This window comes from Micromonospora sp. IBSANI012 (assembly GCF_052814045.1).
Map to the genome: position 1 here is coordinate 4,059,001 of NZ_CP199933.1, position 17,519 is coordinate 4,076,519.

General features: G+C 75.4%; 18 protein-coding genes. 10 read left to right on the forward strand and 8 right to left on the reverse strand.

The window, feature by feature from the left end; translation table 11 throughout:
* Window positions 1-27 precede the first annotated feature (27 nt).
* The 3 genes from ACTWM8_RS18740 to ACTWM8_RS18750 all read left to right on the forward strand — a co-directional run bounded on the left by ACTWM8_RS18740 (window position 28) and on the right by ACTWM8_RS18750 (window position 2,421).
* Window positions 28-600, forward strand: coding sequence for a sigma-70 family RNA polymerase sigma factor (locus tag ACTWM8_RS18740; protein WP_446210165.1), 573 nt, complete (start codon window positions 28-30; stop codon window positions 598-600).
* Between the two features lie 104 nt (window positions 601-704).
* Entirely contained in the window at window positions 705-1,400 is a 696-nt protein-coding gene (locus ACTWM8_RS18745; RefSeq protein WP_446210166.1) for a response regulator transcription factor, read from the forward strand.
* Window positions 1,393-2,421, forward strand: a complete 1,029-nt coding sequence (locus tag ACTWM8_RS18750) for a sensor histidine kinase (protein WP_446210167.1) — start codon at window positions 1,393-1,395, stop codon at window positions 2,419-2,421. The genes ACTWM8_RS18745 and ACTWM8_RS18750 overlap by 8 nt, the downstream gene beginning before the upstream one ends.
* Window positions 2,422-2,515: 94 nt before the next feature.
* On the opposite strand, the gene ACTWM8_RS18755 is transcribed toward ACTWM8_RS18750, so the two are convergent.
* The 3 genes from ACTWM8_RS18755 to ACTWM8_RS18765 are packed head-to-tail and all read right to left on the reverse strand — an operon-like array spanning window position 2,516 to window position 4,496.
* Window positions 2,516-3,154: a methyltransferase domain-containing protein gene (locus tag ACTWM8_RS18755; RefSeq protein ID WP_446210168.1), complete on the reverse strand. Its 639-nt coding sequence runs from the start codon at window positions 3,152-3,154 to the stop codon at window positions 2,516-2,518.
* Window positions 3,151-3,825, reverse strand: coding sequence for a TIGR04282 family arsenosugar biosynthesis glycosyltransferase (locus ACTWM8_RS18760; RefSeq protein ID WP_446210169.1), 675 nt, complete (start codon window positions 3,823-3,825; stop codon window positions 3,151-3,153). Before ACTWM8_RS18760 ends, ACTWM8_RS18755 begins: the two co-directional genes overlap by 4 nt.
* Window positions 3,822-4,496, reverse strand: coding sequence for a glycosyltransferase family 2 protein (locus ACTWM8_RS18765; protein ID WP_446210170.1), 675 nt, complete (start codon window positions 4,494-4,496; stop codon window positions 3,822-3,824). The genes ACTWM8_RS18760 and ACTWM8_RS18765 overlap by 4 nt, the downstream gene beginning before the upstream one ends.
* Before the next feature lie 144 nt (window positions 4,497-4,640).
* On the opposite strand from ACTWM8_RS18765, the gene ACTWM8_RS18770 reads away from it, so the two are divergent.
* Window positions 4,641-6,128: a hypothetical protein gene (locus ACTWM8_RS18770; RefSeq protein ID WP_446210171.1), complete on the forward strand. Its 1,488-nt coding sequence runs from the start codon at window positions 4,641-4,643 to the stop codon at window positions 6,126-6,128.
* A 171-nt stretch (window positions 6,129-6,299) separates the two neighbouring features.
* Here ACTWM8_RS18770 and ACTWM8_RS18775 read toward each other — a convergent pair whose 3' ends face one another.
* Entirely contained in the window at window positions 6,300-7,361 is a 1,062-nt protein-coding gene (locus ACTWM8_RS18775) for an NAD-dependent epimerase/dehydratase family protein (protein ID WP_446210172.1), read from the reverse strand.
* A 328-nt stretch (window positions 7,362-7,689) separates the two neighbouring features.
* On the opposite strand from ACTWM8_RS18775, the gene ACTWM8_RS18780 reads away from it, so the two are divergent.
* Both ACTWM8_RS18780 and ACTWM8_RS18785 read left to right on the forward strand, forming a co-directional pair.
* The gene (locus tag ACTWM8_RS18780; protein ID WP_446214595.1) at window positions 7,690-8,970 is read left to right on the forward strand and encodes a molybdopterin-dependent oxidoreductase; all 1,281 of its coding nucleotides are present in this window, start codon (window positions 7,690-7,692) and stop codon (window positions 8,968-8,970) included.
* On the forward strand, window positions 8,963-9,406 hold the full coding sequence (locus tag ACTWM8_RS18785; RefSeq protein ID WP_446210173.1) for a hypothetical protein: 444 nt from the start codon (window positions 8,963-8,965) through the stop codon (window positions 9,404-9,406). Before ACTWM8_RS18780 ends, ACTWM8_RS18785 begins: the two co-directional genes overlap by 8 nt.
* A 36-nt stretch (window positions 9,407-9,442) precedes the next feature.
* Here ACTWM8_RS18785 and ACTWM8_RS18790 read toward each other — a convergent pair whose 3' ends face one another.
* Complete coding sequence (locus ACTWM8_RS18790; protein WP_446210174.1) at window positions 9,443-9,679, reverse strand: hypothetical protein; 237 nt, start codon at window positions 9,677-9,679, stop codon at window positions 9,443-9,445.
* 201 nt (window positions 9,680-9,880) lie between these two features.
* Between ACTWM8_RS18790 and ACTWM8_RS18795 the strand changes: the two genes are divergently transcribed.
* The 3 genes from ACTWM8_RS18795 to ACTWM8_RS18805 are packed head-to-tail and all read left to right on the forward strand — an operon-like array spanning window position 9,881 to window position 11,609.
* Window positions 9,881-10,534 (forward strand): hypothetical protein, encoded by a 654-nt coding sequence (locus ACTWM8_RS18795; protein ID WP_446210175.1) that lies wholly within the window; start codon window positions 9,881-9,883, stop codon window positions 10,532-10,534.
* Window positions 10,531-10,926 (forward strand): phage holin family protein, encoded by a 396-nt coding sequence (locus ACTWM8_RS18800; RefSeq protein ID WP_446210176.1) that lies wholly within the window; start codon window positions 10,531-10,533, stop codon window positions 10,924-10,926. The genes ACTWM8_RS18795 and ACTWM8_RS18800 overlap by 4 nt, the downstream gene beginning before the upstream one ends.
* Window positions 10,927-10,943: 17 nt before the next feature.
* On the forward strand, window positions 10,944-11,609 hold the full coding sequence (locus ACTWM8_RS18805) for a DUF3618 domain-containing protein (RefSeq protein WP_446210177.1): 666 nt from the start codon (window positions 10,944-10,946) through the stop codon (window positions 11,607-11,609).
* A 13-nt stretch (window positions 11,610-11,622) separates the two neighbouring features.
* Here ACTWM8_RS18805 and ACTWM8_RS18810 read toward each other — a convergent pair whose 3' ends face one another.
* Both ACTWM8_RS18810 and ACTWM8_RS18815 read right to left on the reverse strand, forming a co-directional pair.
* Window positions 11,623-11,946 (reverse strand): hypothetical protein, encoded by a 324-nt coding sequence (locus tag ACTWM8_RS18810; protein ID WP_446210178.1) that lies wholly within the window; start codon window positions 11,944-11,946, stop codon window positions 11,623-11,625.
* A 130-nt stretch (window positions 11,947-12,076) separates the two neighbouring features.
* A complete protein-coding gene (locus ACTWM8_RS18815; protein ID WP_446210179.1) occupies window positions 12,077-13,168 on the reverse strand; it encodes an NYN domain-containing protein in 1,092 nt (363 codons plus the stop codon).
* 272 nt (window positions 13,169-13,440) lie between these two features.
* Between ACTWM8_RS18815 and ACTWM8_RS18820 the strand changes: the two genes are divergently transcribed.
* A complete protein-coding gene (locus tag ACTWM8_RS18820; protein WP_446210180.1) occupies window positions 13,441-13,674 on the forward strand; it encodes a hypothetical protein in 234 nt (77 codons plus the stop codon).
* 147 nt (window positions 13,675-13,821) lie between these two features.
* Here ACTWM8_RS18820 and ACTWM8_RS18825 read toward each other — a convergent pair whose 3' ends face one another.
* The gene (locus ACTWM8_RS18825; RefSeq protein ID WP_446210181.1) at window positions 13,822-17,475 is read right to left on the reverse strand and encodes a discoidin domain-containing protein; all 3,654 of its coding nucleotides are present in this window, start codon (window positions 17,473-17,475) and stop codon (window positions 13,822-13,824) included.
* Window positions 17,476-17,519 lie beyond the last annotated feature (44 nt).

Here is a 17,519-nt window from a genome sequence, read left to right on the forward strand (position 1 = left end):
ACTACGCTTCGTCGTAGGAGGTGGGGCGTGGCGGACGAGGGAGCGGCTGTGGTGGACGAGGGCGACGAGCAGGTGACCGCGTGGGCGCTGGCCGCCGGGCGGGGCGACCCGCTGGCGCTGGCTGCGTTCGTCCGGGCCACCCAGGGCCCGACCTGGCGGTTCCTGCACCATCTGCTGGCCGACGCGGAGACCGACGACCTGGTCCAGGAGACGTACCTGCGGGCGATGCGCGCGCTGCCCCGGTTCGCCGCCCGGTCCTCGGCGCGGACCTGGCTGTTCGGCATCGCCCGGCGGGTCGCCGCCGACCACCTCCGGTCCCGGCGGGCCCGCCCACCGGCCACCACCATCGACGGGTACGACCCGCCGTCGGCGGGCCGGTTCGAGAACGTCGTGGTGCTGGACGCCCTGCTGCGGCAACTGCCAGCCGAGCGGCGCGAGGCCTTCGTCGCCACCCAGCTCCTCGGCCTGTCGTACGCCGAGGCGGCGCAGGTCTGCGACTGTCCCGTCGGCACCATCCGGTCGCGGGTGGCACGGGCCCGGGCGGACCTGGTCGACGCCATGGCCGAACGGGACACCCGGACGGAAACCCGCGCCGGCTGACCCGCCACCGGCCCAGATCGTTCGTAAGGACATCGCAAGGTTTCCGCGCCCCGGCACCGGCCCGACCCACGGCTACGCTGACCGGCACGAGGGGGAGGTCCGCCGTGCCGCAACGGGTGCTGGTCGTCGACGACGACCAGACGGTCAGCGACGTGGTCTGCCGCTACCTGGAACACGCCGGCTACCAGGTGGACCACGTCGGGGACGGCGCCGCCGCGCTGGCCGCCGTCGCCGCGGCGCCGCCGCAGCTGGTGGTGCTCGACGTGATGCTGCCCGGGGTCGACGGGCTGGAGGTCTGCCGGCGGCTGCGGGAGCGGCCGGACGGCGTACCCATCGTGATGTTGACCGCGCGCGGCGACGAGGCCGACCGGATCCTCGGCCTGCAACTGGGCGCGGACGACTACCTGAGCAAGCCCTTCTCCCCCCGTGAGCTCGTGCTGCGGGTGCGGTCGGTGCTGCGCCGGGCCGGCGGCGAACCGGCTGATGCGGCGGCGGAAGTGCTCACCGACGGCGGCCTCACCGTCGAGACCGGCCCCCGGGTGGCCCGGCTGCACGGTCGGGAGCTGGCCCTCACGCTGCGCGAGTTCGACCTGCTGGCCCACCTGATGCGACACCCGGCGCGGGCGTTCCGCCGGGCCGAGCTGCTGGAGCGGGTCTGGGGCTGGAGCTTCGGCGACCAGTCGACCGTCACCGTCCACGTGCGCCGGCTGCGGGAGAAGATCGAGGCCGACCCGGCCGACCCGCGCCGGATCGTGACGGTGTGGGGCGTCGGCTACCGGTACGAGCCGGTCGATGGCTGACCTCGCGCTGATCTTCGGGGCGGCGCTCGCCGCGGCCTGCTGCGTCGGGCTGCTCGGCGCGGGGGCGCTGCGGCTGCTGCGCGGCCGGTCGATCACGGTGCACATCTCCGTCCTGCTGGCCATGACGGTGAGCGCGGTGGCGGCCGGCGTCGCGGTGATCGCCGAGGCGATGTTCCTCTCCCCGCACGACCTGGAGGTGGTGCTGATCACCGTCTCCGCCGCGGCGGTGGTCAGCCTCGCCGTCGGCTGGCTCTTCGGCCGGCGGCTCGCCGCGGCGGCGGTCTGGGCGGACCAGGCCCGGGAGCGGGAGCGGCGGATCGAGAAGGGCCGCCGGGACCTGGTCGCCTGGGTGTCGCACGACCTGCGCACGCCGCTGGCCGGGCTGCGGGCGATGGCCGAGGCGCTGGAGGACGGGGTGGTCGCCGACCCGGAGACGGTGCGCGAGTACCACCGCCGGATCCGGGTGGAGACCGACCGGATGACCCGCCTCGTCGACGACCTGTTCGAACTGTCCCGGATCAACGCCGGGGCGTTGCGGCTGTCGCTGTCCGCCGTGCCGCTGGGTGACGTGGTCTCCGACGCCCTGGCCGGCACCGCGCCGCTGGCCGCGGCCCGCCGGATCCGGCTGGTCGCCGCCGAGTCGGGCTGGCCGACGGTGACCGCCAGCGAGCCGGAGCTGGCCCGGGTGGTGGGGAACCTGCTGCTCAACGCGGTCCGCTACACCCCGGACGACGGCACCGTGCGGGTCGACGCGGGCCGCGACGGCGACGCCGCCTGGCTGGCCGTGGCGGACACCTGCGGCGGCATCCCCGAGGACGACCTGCCCCGGCTCTTCGACGTGGCCTTCCGGGGCGAGCCGGCCCGCACGCCCCGGCCGGGCAACGGCGGCGCCGAGGGCTCCGGCGGGCTGGGCCTGGCGATCGTGCGCGGGCTGGTCGAGGCGCACGGCGGCCGGGTCGACGTGCGCAACGTCGCCGGCGGGTGCCGGTTCGTCGTCCGGCTGCCGCTGGCCGACGGCTGACCCGCCCGTCCCGGCCGCCCGTCGGACACCCACCCACCCGCCCGACCGTCGGACACCCACCCGCCCGGACCGGCGGGCCGGCGCGGCCGGGCGGTCAGGGGCGGGTCAGCTCGGCGAACCAGCGGCGGCCGGCCCGGAACACCTCGCCCACGGCCAGCCCGGCCGCCGCCGCCGGGCCCGCCACCGCGGCGGTGTCCAGCCAGGCCCAGCGGAAGCTCGGCCCCGGACGCCGGCCGGTCAGCACCTGAACCTGCCCCTGCCAGGCGCCGGACCCGGGCGGCTCCAGCTCCACCAGCACCGTGCCGGCCGGCCGCAGCAGCGCCCGGCACCGGCGCAGCAGCGCCACCGGGTCGCCGCCGATGCCGACGTTCCCGTCCAGCAGCACCGCGTGCGCCCAGCGCCCCTCCGCCGGCAGCGGGCCGAACAGGTCGGCCTGCACGGCCACCGCACCCCGGGCCCGGGTCAGCGCCACCGCCCGGGCCGACACGTCCACCCCGACGGTGGTCAGCCCGGACCGGGTCAGGGCCAGGGCCACCCGGCCCGGTCCGCAGCCCAGGTCCAGGGTGGGGCCGACGCAGCGGGCGAGCACCGCCGCGTCCGCCGGGTCGGCCGGGCGGTGCCACCGGTCCACCGGCAGCCGGCGGCGCAGCCCGTCGGCGGGCACCAGCCAGTGCGCGGCCACGCCCCGGTCGCGCAGGGTGGCGGCGAAGCCGTCCACGGCCGGCGCGGTCATGCCCGCACCACCATGGCCCGGCGTACCGCGGCGACCTGCCGGGCGAACCGGCCACCCGGGACCACGGCGGCCACCGCCCGGGCGTCCGACCAGTCGTCCACGTCCCGCAGCACCGGCAGCGGCACGGTACGCAGCCCCCGCCCGGCCAGCGCCGACCAGGTCGACCGGGCGGTGTCCGGGGTCGACATCGCCACCCCGCGCAGCGCCACCGCCTGCCGGGGGTCGCGCAGCCCCAGCGCCCACCAGCCGCCGTCGGCGGCCCGCCCCAGCACCGCGTCGGCGTCGGCCAGCCGGCGTACGGCGGCGGCCAGCCGCGCCGGGGTCAGCTGCGGGGTGTCCATGCCGATCTGGAGCACCGGACGGCCCGGGAAGGCGTCGGCGACATCGGCGTGGGCGTGCACCAGCCGGGCGGCGAAGTCCGCGCCCCGCTGCGGCAGGACCGGCCAGCCGGCCACGGCGGCGATCAGCGCGGCGGCGTCCTCGGCGTCGGCGAGGCGCCCGGCCAACGCCAGCACCGGCGTCACGCCGGGGGTCTCCCGGACGGCGTCCAGGGTGTCCCGCAGCGCGGCGGCGGCCACCCGGGCGGCCTGCACGCCGGTCGCGGGCGGGCAGAGCCGGGTCTTCACCGCGCCGGGCACGGGCGCCTTGGCGACCACCAGCAGCACGGTCACCGGGGACCGTCCACGCTGCGCAGCACGGCGGCGAAGTCGCGGGTGGCGCGCAGGGTGCCGCGGACCGAGCCGGAGACCTTGGAGCGGGTGCCCACGGCACGGGGGGCGTAGGCGACGTCGAGTTCGTGGATGCGCCAGCCCGCCGCCGCGGCCCGGATCAGCAGCTCCAGCGGGTAGCCGAAGGCCCGGTCGGTGACGCCGAGACCCAGCAGCGCCTCGCGCCGGGCCACCCGGATCGGGCTCAGGTCGCGCAGCGGTACGCCCCGGTGCCGCAGCAGCGCGGCGACCAGCGCGGTGCCAGCTCGGGCGTGCCAGGGCCACACCCCGACGCGGACCGGGCGGCGGCGGCCGACGGCCAGGTCGGCGATCCCCTCGGCGACCGGGGCGACCAGGGCGGGCAGCTCCCGAGGGGCGAAGGAGCCGTCGGCGTCCAGGACGCAGACCAGCTCCGTCTCGGCGGCCTCGATCCCGGCGTGCACCGCCGCGCCGTACCCCCGGCGGGGCTCGTGCACCACCCGGGCGCCGTACCAGGCAGCCACCTCGGGCGAGCCGTCCCGGGAGCCGTTGTCCACCACGATCGCCCGGTAGCCGGGCGGCAGTGCGGTCAGCACGCCGGGCAGGGCGGCGGCCTCGTCCAGGCACGGCAGCACCACGTCGATCTGTGTCGGCATACCGCCGACGCTAGGTCCGCCCGGGGCCGCCCGCGCCCCGTTCGGCCTTACGGAACGCTTACCGAGCAGGCGTTTCTTACCGTCCGGTGACGTACCGGTGGTTCGGCTGACGAGTCGGCGCGCACGCCGTACCGTCCGGTCGACATGAGACCCGGTGCCACGCTCCCCCGCTCGCCCGCTCCCGACCGGGCCCCGGCCCGCGACCGGGGCGATGTCGTCGTGTTGGCGGTCGAGGCGGCGCTGCTGGCCACCGCGGTGGCCGCCGGCGCGGTGCTGAACCACCGGGGGGTGGGGCTGCACGCCGACGCCGCCCCGCTCTACGCCACCTGGCGGCCGCACCTGGGCTGGGGCACGCCGGCGGCGCTGCTGGTCGCCGGCGTCGTGCTCGGCCCCGGGCTGCGCTGGGCCCGGACCGCCCGGTGGGGCCCGCTGCTCGGCGCCGGCTACCTGGCGGCGGTGGCGTGGACCCTGGCCCTGGCGCTGGTGGACGGCTGGTCGGTGGGGCTGACCAGGCGGCTCACCGCCCAGGCGGAGTACCTGCACGAGGTGCCCGGGGTGACCGACGTCCGGCGGATGCTGGCCGGCTTCACCGACCGGATCCTCGACTTCCAGCCGGACTCATGGTCCACCCACACCGCCGGCCACCCGCCGGGCGCGCTGCTGTTCTTCGTCGGCCTGGACCGGGTGGGCCTGGGCGGCGGGACGGCGGCGGCGCTGGCCTGCGTCCTGGTCGGGGCGAGCGTCGTGGTGTCCGTACCGGTGGCGCTGCGGGCGCTGGGCGCCGGCGAGGCGGCCCGGGCGGTGCTGCCGTTCCTGGTGCTGCTGCCCGGGGCGGTCTGGGTGGGCGCCTCCGCCGACGGCGTCTTCACCGGCGTGGTCGCCGCCGGCCTGGCCCTGCTGGCGGTACGCGGACCCGCGACCGCGCTGGCCGGCGGGCTGCTGCTCGGCTTCGCGCTGCACCTGTCGTACGGCTTCGTGCTGGTCGGGCCGCTGGCGCTGGCGGTCCTGGCGCTGCGGCCCTCGGGTCGGCGCAGGGCGCTGCTCGCCGGGGCGGCCGGGGTCAGCGCGGTGGTGCTGGCGTTCACCCTCGCCGGCTTCCACTGGTGGCAGGGGTACGACCGGGTGGTCGAGCGCTACTACCAGGGCTGGGCGGCCGACCGCCCGTACGGGTACTGGGTCTGGGCGAACCTGGCGGCGCTGCTGCTCTCGGCCGGACCGGTGGTCGGGCCGGCGCTGCGTCGCACGCTGCTGGCGGCCCGCGCGGCCTGGCGCGGCACGGCGCGGTCCGGTGCGGTGGAGTCGCCCGCGTCCGCCCCGGCGGTCGGGGCTCCCGGACTCGGTGAAGGCCGGCTGGTGGGCGGCCTCCTCGCGCACCGCCGGTCGGTCGCGCTCGCGTCCCGGGTGCGGCTGCTCGGGCCGACCGTGCTGCTGCCGGCCGCCGCCGCACTGGCGGTGATCGGCGCCGACCTGTCCGGCATGAGCAAGGCCGAGGTGGAACGGATCTGGCTGCCGTTCGCGGTGTGGCTGCTGGTCGCCGCCGCGCACCTACCCGCACCGGCCCGCCGCTGGTGGCTGGCCGGCCAGGCAATCACCGCCCTCGCCGTCAACCACCTCCTCTTCACCGTCTCCTGACCGGAAACCCCTCCCCCGACGCCTCGCCCCCGCCAGTCCCCAGGCACGCCACCCCGCCGGCCCCCCGAGGCGTGCGGCCGCAGTGTCGGAGAAAGAGGGCGCATTCCGCCGCCCGAGGCCACTCTTTCAGAGAAAGTGCACGCGGCGCGGGGCGGCGCGGCGCGGGGGGGGTCAGGCTGCTACGGCGGCCGGGGCGCGGAGTGGGTCGGTGGCGAAGGCGGTCACCCCGTCGAGGAAGCCGACCCGGGCGGTGTAGCCGAGCAGCTCGCGCGCGCGGCCCGGGTCGGCGACCACGTGCCGTACGTCCGCGGCGCGGGCGCCGCCGACCACCACCGGGGCCGGCCCGCCCATCGCGGCGGCCAGCGCGGCGGCGAGGTCGCCGACGGTGTGCGGCTCGCCGGAGCAGACGTTGAGCGGCACCAGGCCGTCCGGGGCGGGTGCGGTCAGCGCCAGCAGGTTCGCCCGCGCCACGTCGGTGACGTGCACGAAGTCGCGGCGCTGCCGGCCGTCCTCGTACACCCGGGGCGGCCGGCCGTCCGCCAGCGCGGAGCGGAAGATCGAGGCGACCCCGGCGTACGGGGTGTCGCGGGGCATCCGGGGACCGTAGACGTTGTGGTAGCGCAGCGCCCACACCCCGCCCCCGGTCTGCCGGGCCCAGGCGGCGGCCAGGTGTTCCTGCGCCAGCTTGCTGGCCGCGTACGTGCTGCGTGGCTCCAGCGGGGCGTCCTCGGGTACCAGCAGGGCGGCGAGGGTGCCGCCGCACTCCGGGCAGGTGGGGTCGTACCGGCCGGCGGCCAGGTCGGCGGCGCGGCGCGGGGCGGGCCGGACGACGCCGTGCCGGGCGCAGCCGTAGCGCCCCTCGCCGTAGACCACCATGGAACTGGCCAGCACCAGCCGGGACACGCCGGCCCGGTGCATCGCGGCGAGCAGCACCGCCGTGCCGTAGTCGTTGTGGCTGGCGTAGTCGGGGGCGTCGGACGGGTCCAGCCCGTGCCCGACCATTGCCGCCTGGTGGCACACCGCGTCCACCCCGGCCAGCAGGTCGTCGAGCAGCCCCGGGTCCCGCACGTCGCCGACCACCGGGTCGTGCCGGCGCGACCACTCCGGGAGCGTGCCGCCGTGCGCCTGCGGCAGCAACGCGTCCAGGCACACGACCTGATGCCCCTCGGCGACGAACAGGTCCGCGACCTGCGATCCGATGAACCCGGCCGCGCCGGTGACCAGTACCCGCATTCCGTCACGCTAGGTCAGGGCGGCGGCCCGGCGGGCCGGTTCGGGCCGGACGTCAGCACTCCGTAAGGGACCGGCGGTAAGCCTTCGGTAATGCGGCAAAGCGGGCCGGCGGGTGGGGTCGCCGTCTAGCGTCCAGCACGAGGGCCACCGCGCCCGAGCAGTCCCGCCCGCAGGAGGTCCCGTGCCCGCCGACCCGCCGCCGCCGCCCGGCGACCCGACGCCCGGGCGCGCCCGGCCGGGCCGGGCGGCCGATCGGTCCGGGCCGCACACCTCCGCCGCCGGGACGTCCGGCGCCACCGACACCCACGGGTACGCCTACCCGGCGCGACTGTGGCGGGCGCTGGACCGGCACCGCCCGCCCGGCGTCGACGCCACCGCCGACGCCTGGCGCAGCCCGGTACGCGGCCCGTGGTTGACCTCGGTGTTCGGGGCGGTCCTGCTCGCCGCCCTGCCGCTGGTGATCGTCACCGGGCTGCTGGACTGGGTCGCCTACGGCCCCCGGCTCGGCCAGGCGTTCCCCCGCGACGTGGGCTGGCTGCACCCGCCCGTCTTCGACTGGCCCACCCGGCCGGCCTGGCTGTTCCGGCTCACCCAGGGCCTGCACGTGACGCTCGGCATCGTGCTGGTCCCGGTGGTGCTGGGCAAGCTCTGGTCGGTGGTGCCGAAGCTCTTCGACTGGCCGCCGGCCCGCTCGGTGGCCCAGGTGCTGGAACGGCTGTCGCTGCTGTTGCTGGTCGGCGGGATCCTCTTCGAGACGGCCACCGGCCTGCTCAACATCCAGTACGCGTACCTGTTCGGGTTCGACTTCTACACCGCGCACTGGTACGGCGCCTGGGTCTTCACCGCCGCCCTGGTCACCCACGTGGCGATCAAGCTGCCCCGGATGGTCTCGGCGCTGCGCGGGCCGGGCTTCGCGCGTACCCCGGTGGAGCGGACCGGGCCGGAGCCGGCGGATCCGGACGGCCTGGTGTCCCGGCGGCCCGGCCCGGCGACGATGAGCCGGCGCGGGGTGCTGGCCCTGGCCGGCGGCGGGGCGCTGCTGCTGGCCGCGCTGACCGTCGGGCAGAGCCTGGACGGGGTACTGCGTCGCACCGCGCTGCTGCTGCCCCGGGGTCGGCAGCCCGGCGACGGGCCGAACGGCTTCCCGGTCAACCGCAGCGCCGCCGCGGCCGGCATCCAGCCCGCCGACACCGGGGCGGGCTGGCGACTGACCGTGCGCGGCGGTGGGCGCAGCGTCGAGCTGGACCGGGGCCGCCTGCTCGCGATGGCGCAGCACACGGCGGACCTGCCGATCGCCTGCGTGGAGGGCTGGTCGACGGCGCAGACCTGGACCGGGGTGCGGCTGCGCGACCTCGCCGCGCTGGTCGGCGCGGCGGAGGCGGCCACGGCGTCGGTCCGGTCGCTGGAGCGGGCCGGCCTGTTCCGCCAGGCCCGGTTGCAGGCCAACCAGGTCCGCGACCCCGACTCGCTGCTCGCCCTGCGGGTCAACGGAGTCGACCTCTCCCCCGACCACGGCTATCCGGCGCGGGTCATCGTGCCAGCGCTGCCGGGCGTGCACTGCACCAAGTGGGTCCGGGAGATCGCCTTCGAGGGGCGCGCCGATGGCTAGGTTCCGGCGGGCCTACGGCGCCGCGCCCGGGCACCTGCTGCTCCTGCTCGGCTGCTTCGCGGTGACCGGCTGGATCGTGCTGCGGCTGGCCGGGGAGGAGTCCGCGGTGCGGATGCTGCTCTGGTTCCTCGGCGCGGTGATCGCCCACGACCTGCTGCTGTTCCCGGTCTACGCGCTGGCCGACCGGGCGCTGCGCGCCGGAGCGGGCCGCCGGAGCGGCCCGTCAGCACTGAACCACGTCCGGGTGCCCGCGCTCGCCGCCGGGCTGCTCCTGCTCGTCTACCTGCCCGGCGTCCTCGGCCTCGGCGACGGCACGTACACCGCGGCGACCGGCCTGACCCCCCGGCCCCTGCTGACCCGCTGGCTGGCGGTCAGCGGGGCGCTCTTCGCCGCCAGCGCGGCGCTGTACGCGCTGCGCCGGTGGCGACACCGCTGAGCCGGGGGAAGCCGTCGGACGGCTGGCCGCCCGCCGTCACCGCTTGGGCGACAACGGGTTGTCCGTGCGGCTGCCGGCGGGGGTCATCACGTCCGGGGACGGGGTCCTGGATTCGCCGCCGGAGCCCACCCAGTTCTCGGCACCGGCGCCCTTACGCCGCCGCAGGGCCGCGGCACCGGCCGCTCCCGCGGTGACGACGACCGCCGCCAGCGGCCACCAGTTCCGGCGGCGCATCCGCGCCGCCCGCCTCTTCTGCAACATGTTCATTCTCATGCGTCCATTGTCCAAATCCGTCGGGGCGCCGGCGGCGGAATCGGCACCTACACCCGTTCGGTTGGCACCTGACAGCTCTCGAGGGACGGCCCTCCCACACCGGCACGGCCGGCAGCCGGGTGGACGTATACACCGGGCGGCGAGGGGTAACCGGCGTTCCCGTTCCTGCCCGATGGGCGGGCCCCGACGAAGGGAGATCGCATGACGACGGGTAGGGAATCCCCTCCTGCATCCGGTGACGGATCGCGCGGCGGCACCGTCGGACAGGTCCGGCAGGAGGCCGGCCGCATCGGCCAGGAGACGGCGCAAGCCGGCGGGCACACCGCCCAGCAGGCGATGGAACAGGGCCGGCAGATCGCCTCGGAGGGCCGCCAGCAGGCCCGCAACCTGCTCAGCGAGGCCTCCGCGCAGGCCCGGGCGCAGGCCGAGGAGCAGCAGCGGCGGGCCGCCGACAGCCTGCGCACGCTGGGTTCGCAACTGCGGTCCATGGCCGACTGCGCCGACCAGAGCGGCATGGCCACCGACGTCGTCCGCCGGGGCGCGGACGCCGCCCAGCAGGCCGCGGGCTGGCTGGACGAGCGCGAACCCGGCGCGCTGGTACGCGAGGTACGCGACTACGCCAGCCGGCACCCCGGGGCCTTCCTCGCCGGGGCCGCCATCGCCGGGCTGCTCGCCGGTCGGTTGGGCCGCGCCCTCACCGGCGGCCAGGACGGCCAGCGCGGAGGCGGTGACACCGGCAGGTACGCCGGCGAGGGCCCGCCGGCGGCGGCCCGGACGCCGTTGAACGTGCCGGCGAGTCCGGGGATGACCGCGCCGGTCCGCCACGGTCCGATGGGCCATGAGGTGGGCCCATGAGCGCGGGCGGGGGTCCGGACAAGACCCAGGCCTCCATCGGTGAGCTGCTCGCCGACGCCACCCGCAACTTCTCCTACCTCCTGCGCAAGGAGGTCGAGCTCGCCAAGGCCGAAGTTCGGGAGGAGGTACGCAGCCTCGGCATGGTGGGAGCCATGTTCGCCGCCGCGGCGATCGCGGCGCTGCTGACCCTGGTGTTCCTGTCCCACGCCCTGTGGTGGGCGCTGTCCAACGTCATGGACCAGGGCTGGGCCGCGTTGATCGTCGCCATCATCTGGGCGGTGATCGGCGCCGTGCTCGCCTCCCGGGCGCGCAAGCAGCTACGCACGGTGAAAGCCCTACCGCGTACCAAGCAGACCGCGCACGAGATTCCGGACGCGGTCAGAGGCCGCTGAAACCGAAGGGAGACGTCATGTCCACCGATCCGGACCGGATCCGGTACGACATCGAGGCAGCCAGGGCCGAGTTGAGCAGTGACGTCGACGCGTTGACCGACAGGGTCAACCCGCGTCGGATCGCGGCCGCGCCGGTGAACCGGGCCCGGGGCCGGCTCAGCCGCATGGTCGACACGATCATGGGCAACGCCAGGCACGCGCGGGACGTGGCCAGCCACCAGGCGTCCGGCGTGACGCAGCGGGCCTCGGCCACCACGCATCGGCTGTCCGACACCACGCAACGGGTGACCGGTACGGCGCAGCACGGCGCCGCCACCACCGGCGAGCGGGCGCGGGGCCTCACCCACGCCTCGCGGGAACGTGCCGAGGGCAATCCGCTCGCCGCGGGCCTCATCGCCTTCGGCGTGGGCGCGCTGGCCTCGTCGCTCCTGCGGCCCAGCCACAAGGAGCGGGAGCTGGCCGGGCGCGTCAAGCACGAGGCCATGGAACACTCGGACCAGTTCAAGCAGCAGGCCAGCGGCGTGATGCACGGCGTGCAGGACAACCTGCGCGAACCCGTCCACCAGGCGACCGAGCAGGTCAGGTCCACCGCGGCCCAGGGCGTGGCCTCGGTCCGCGACACGGGCGTCGGGGAGGCGCAGCACATCCGCGACGACGCGCGGGAGGCGCCGCGCAGGTGGTGAGCCGGCGGCGACCTCAGCCCCGGCCGGCGGGGTCCACGCGGTACTGGTCGTGGCGGGCCCACAGGTCGACCCACTCGTCGTTGCTGAGGGTCCGTCCCGACGCGCCGATCTGCGCGAGCTCCCGGAAGTACGCCTCGCGGGGCGCGCCGGGAGCGAACAGGACCGTGGGTCGGTGGGGCCGTCGCCGGTCGGGCGCGACCGGGCGGCCGCCGGTCGGGCCGGGGTCGGTGAGGACGCCGCAGGGTGCGGACGCACCACCGGTCGCCCTCAGCGAGGACGGTACGGCAGTCAGTGGCCGGTTGTTCAGGTCCAATACGCCGGCCCTGCGCTGGGCCACCGGGGCGGGATGCCTCGATCCGGTGAGCCGACGGCGGTGTCGGGTGCCGGCGGCCCGGCGTGCCGGCCGTCGCCGGCGGCGTCGACGAAGGCGGTCGGTGCGGGGGCTGCCTCCGCGGTGGGCGGCCGGGTCAGGAAGCCTGCGGGGTGAGCAGGTAGTCGTCGGCGTCGGCGTTCCACTCCAGGTGGACCACGCCGCTGGTGGCGGCCGCCTTGCAGAACTGGAGGAAGCTGCGGTAGCCGAGCTTCTTCTCGCTGAAGTCGGGCCGTGCCCGCCGGAGCTGGTTCTTCAGGCCGGACAAGGCCGCCGCGCCGTCGGCGCCGGCCAGGTCCTGGACCACGGCGCGCAGCAGCCCGAACGCCTCCTCCCGGTCGCCGTGTTCGGGCAGGGAGACCTCCGGGTCGCCCTTGGCCGGCCCCTCCGCCAGCTCGACGACGTTCTGCTTGGCGAGGTGGCGGAGGAGTTCACCGAAGGTGCGGAACCCGTAGTCGGACTCGCTGAAGGTCGGGTCCTTGCGCAGCAGGGTGCGCTTCAACGTCGACGCGGTCACCTCGCCGCCGGAGCTGCCCTGCAGGCCGGCCACCGTCTGGGCCACCAGGCCCGCGAGGGTGTCCACGTCGCGGACCGGTTCCTCGACCGCCACCTGGGGCTCGGCTTCCTGCTCGACCTGTTCCTGCTCCACCTGCTGCGGTTCCGGGCTGGGCACCCGCGCCGGACGGGCCCGCCGGGCCCGGGTCGGCGGGATGTCGACCCCCTCCAGCCGGTCGTAGTAGAGGAACTCGTCGCAGGCCGGCGGCAGCAGCGCGGAGGTGGACTTCTCCACCCCGACGCCGATCACCCGCTTGTTGAGCTCGCGGAGCTTGTGAACCAGCGGAGTGAAGTCGCTGTCGCCGGTGCAGATCACGAACGTCGAGATGTAGTCGCGCTCGAAGGCCAGCTCCACCGCGTCGACCGCCATCTTGATGTCGGCGGCGTTCTTGCGGGAGGCGCCCATGCGCTGGGGTATCTCGATCAGCTCGACGTGGGACCGGGTGAGCATCCGACGGTCCTCGTCGAAGTACGACCAGTCCGCGTACGCCCGCCGCACGACCACCCGGCCCCGCTCGGCGAGGGCGTCGGCGATGGGGCGGAAGTCGAAAGCCATGCCACCGCGGTGGTCGCGCGCCCCCAGCGCGAGGTTCTCGTAGTCGAGGAACAGGGCGATCCGGTCTTCGTGATCCACCAGGTCAGCCTACGCCCGGGGCCGGCCGCACACCGCCGACGTCGCCCGGCGCGCCCGGCGGGCCGCGCCGGCCACCCGCGCCGCCCTGGCGGCGGCGGACGGCGCGCCCGCCGGGCCGGGCCGCCCCGCAGCACCTGGCGCGGGCGGGCCGCAACGAGTCAGGCCCGTCACCGGCCATCAGCCGCTCGTCCTGTGAATGGAACTCATCGGCGGTGGGATTGGCGGCCCGAATGTCCGAGAATCGTTCACAGCAGTACGGAGATCGGAGACCGATGCCCGATCCACATGACCCGGCGAGTCCGTCGTGGCAGTGCCGCGACTGCGGGCGCGACTGGCCCTGCCCGAGCCGCCGGCAGATCCTGCTCGACGAGTACCGGCAGCAGTCGACCAGCCTGCGGGTGTACCTCGCCACCTGCCTGACCTCGGCCACCCAGGACCTCGCGGCCAACCCGGCCGACCTGCGCGACCGCTTCCTCGGCTGGGTGCCGCACCGGGTGCCGTCCTGAGCGGACCCGCCCGCGCGGTTGGCCCGGGCGACGGTGCCGCGCGGGTGAGCGGCGCCCCCGGGCCGGGGCGCGGATCCGGCCGGCCCCGGGCGACCGGACGCCGCCGGACGGCGGTGAGCCCGCCGACGGCGTCCGGTTCCCCGACGGTCAGTTCCGGTTGATGGTGAAGGTGGACGTGGTGTTGCGGATGTCCTGGTCGTTGTTGCTCAGCCGCAGGTTGGTGAAGGTGGCGGAGCCGACCGCCGGGCCCTGTCCGGCCTCCGGCATCTCGTTGACCCAGATCCCGAAGCCGGACTTGGCGTCGAAGGCGTCCCCGCTGCGCCGGGCGCCGCTGATCGAGACGTTGGTGAAGACGGTGTCGGTGACCGGGTACTGCGGCTGCCCGCCGACGTAGTTGGTCTGGAACATGATGCCGCTGTAGGTCGGGTCGACGATGTCGACGTCGCTGACCCGGATGCCCTGGAACACCTTCGAGGCGGAGAAGACCCAGATCGCCGGGAAGGTCTGCGCGCCCCAGAAGTGCCCGCCGGCCCGGACGATGGAGATGTTCTCGAACCGGGTGGGCGGATCGGCGCCGAAGCCGTTCATCGGGTAGCCGAAGTCCAGCGAGCTGATCGTGATGCCGGAGTAGACCAGCGTGTCGGCGATGTAGATGTTGCGGAACGTGTTGCCGTACCCGCCGTACACGGCCACCCCGGCGGCGCGCCAGGTCAGCAGCGACGTCAGGTTCTCGTAGACGTTGTCCTTCATGTCGGCGCCGCCGGCGTCGATCGCCGAGAAGAGCGCGAAGCTGTCGTCGCCGGTCGCCCGCGCCTCGTTGTTGCTGACCAGGTTGTTGGTGCTGCCGTTGGTCATGTTCACGCCGTCGGCGAAGGTGTTGCGGATCCGGGAGTTGCGGATCGTCGTGCGGTCGGTGTTCGCGCCCCAGTAGAGGCAGACCTGGTGCTCGGCCCAGATGTTGTCGATCACCATGTCGGCCACGTTGGCGAAGTCGAACACCTTGCCCGGCCCGTCGATGCGGGAGGTGTAGTTGCCGAAGTAGGCGAAGCCGGCGAACGTCGAGCCGTTGGCGGTGGCGTCCGCCCGGAAACCCACGTCCGTGTTCTCCTGGGTGCGCGGCGCGACGAACCGGGTGTACCAGGGGCCGGCGCCGAGCACCGTGACGGCCTTGCCGTACACCTGGAACTTCTGGGCGGTCGCGTACGTCCCCGGCGGCAGGTAGACCCCGAGCGCCGTCGCACTCTGCCGGGCGGCGTCCAGCGCGTTCTGCACGTCCTGGTGACCGAAGCCGGCCGGCACGAGGTACCGCGCCGGGTCCGGGTTGGCGATCGGCGCGACCTGCTCGGTGTTGATGAAGTCGATCGCGTACGTGGTGGTGTTGGCCGGGTCCTTCTGGAGCCGGATCCGGCTGCCGGCCGGCACGGTCGCGTTGAGCATGACGTTGGCCTCGTCGTAGATGTGCCGCGGTCCGCCCGCCCCCGGCGAGTTGCCCGGGCCGGCCTCGTTGCCGTACAACCACGCGTGCCGGGAGGTGAGGTCGATGGCCTTGTGGAAGGCGCCGTTGACGTAGACGTTCAACGTCGCGTCGATCCCGCCGCCGCCCGGGGCGTCCGGGATGGAGAAGCGGGTGACCAGCGTGTTGGTGCTGGCCCGGGTGGTGAACTCGACGTAGCTGCCGGTCGAGTTGAGGGTGACCGCGCGCCGGCCGGACGCCTCGCCGGCCAGGTCGCCGACGGTCCGGTTCGGTCCGACGACGGCCGCGCCGCCGCCGAGCACGCCGTCCTCGGCCTCGTACATGTCGTACGGCATGTTCGCGCCCCGCCCGACGAAGAGCGCCCGCTCGCTGGTGTTGTTCTGCTGCTTCGCCGGCAGCTCGTTGGCGTCGGCCGCCACCACCACCCGGACGGTGTACCGGCCGTTCGCCGCGGTCCAGCTGCCCAGTCCGACCGGGCCGGTGGTGGCGCCCGGGTTGATCACCCCGGAGTACGAGCCGGTCAGCGTGCGGACCACCGCGCCCGACTGGTCGAGCAGGGTCAGCGTGACCGCGTGCGTGCCGGCGGCCGAGGCGACGCTGCCCGCGTTGCGCAGCGTCACGGAGAAGGCCACCGCGCTGCCCGCCGACGGGTTGCCCGGGGTCCAGCCGACCGACGCGGCGACCAGGTCGGAGCTGGCCACCGGGTTCACCACCAGCGGGGACGGGCTGGTGTAGCTGTTGTTCGTCTCGTCCCGCTCGATGACGGCGTTCGCCTCGTCGACCTTGGCGCTCAGCGGGTAGCTGCCGGCCGCGCGGGCCCCGATGTTCGCCGTGACGGTGGTCGAGGCGCCGGCGGCCAGGGCGCCGACCGGCGCGCTGCCCACCCGCACCCCACCGAGGTAGAGGTTGACGGCGGTGGCGGTGGACGCGAGCGTGCCCGCGTTGCGGACGGTGGCGGAGAGGGTGACCGCGTCGGCCTCGGTCGGGTTGGCCGGGCTGGCCGAGAGGGCGGTGACGGTCAGGTCCGGGTTGGGGGCGGGCACGCCGATCACCTGGAACTCGGCCACCTGCCCGCCCGGTGCGCCGGAGTTGGCGGTGAAGGTCAGCCGCAGGTCGGCGGCGGTGGCGGAGACCGGAATGGTCACCGTGTTGCCGGACGCCGGGTTGAAGGTGTACCCGGCTGCGCCGACCAGGCTGGTGAACGACGTGGCGCTCTGCTCCCGGCCGAGCACCTGCACGGTCTGCGTCCGGGTGCCCCACACCGGGTCCGGGTTCAGCTTCAGCACCACCGCGCTCACGCTGGCGTTCGCCCCGAGCTGCACGGTCAGCGTGCCCGGGTAGCCGGCGCTCTCCCAGTAGGTGGCCGTGTTGTTGTCGTTGGCGTTGGTCGCGACGAAGGTGTGCACGTACGACGAGGCGGTGATCGGCCGGCCGACCGCGAGGTTGCTGCCGCCGGTGCCGCTGCCGGTGCGGGTGACCGTGTTGCTGTTCGCCGACTGGTTGCCGGCGGCGTCCCTCGCCCGCACGTGATAGCTCACCGTGGCGCTGGCGGGCTGGTTGTCGGTGAAGGCCAGCACGGTGCCAGCGACGCTGCCGCGCAGCGCGCCGTTGGCGTACACGTCGTAGCCGGTGACCCCGACGTTGTCGGCGGCGGCGTTCCAGGTCAGCCGGATCTGCCCGCTGGTGGGTTCGGTGTAGGCCAGGTTGGTCGGGGCGGTCGGCGCCTGGGTGTCCCCGGTCGCCGTGCCGTAGACCTCGAACTCGGAGAGCTGCCCGGCGGGCCAGCCGGTGTTGCCGGTGAAGGTGAGCCGGACGTAGCGGCTGCCGGTGGCGGTCAGCGGGACGGTCACCGTGTTGCCGGTGGCCGGGTCGAAGGTGTAGCCGGCGGACGGCTTCAGGGTGGTGAAGGTCGAGCCGTTGGTGCTGCCCTGCACGGACAGCGTCTGGGTCCGGGTCTGCCAGGCGGCGGCCGGGGGCAGCTTCAGCACCAGCCGGTCCACGGTGACGGTGGCGCCGAGGTCGGCCTGGATCCACTGCGGGAAGGCGTTGTTGGCGCTCTCCCAGTAGGTGTCCGGGTTGCCGTCGTTGGCGTTGGCCGGGCCGTACACCTGGTTGACGCTGCTGGCGGTCATGGTGGCGGCGATCCCGGCGAGCGCCGCGGCGGTGGCGGGGGCCGGCGCGGCGGCCCGAGGGGCGCCGGCGCGGGAGCCGGCCGGGGCCGCGGCGGCGGGCACGGCGGGCCCGCCGGTGACCAGCAGTGCGGTGGCCAGCAGGCCGGCGGTCAGCCACCGGCCGGGGTTACGTCGTCTCGTGCTGTTTCCGGGCATGGCGGAGCTGCACCTTCTCTCGGGGTGGTGGTGCCCGCCGGAGG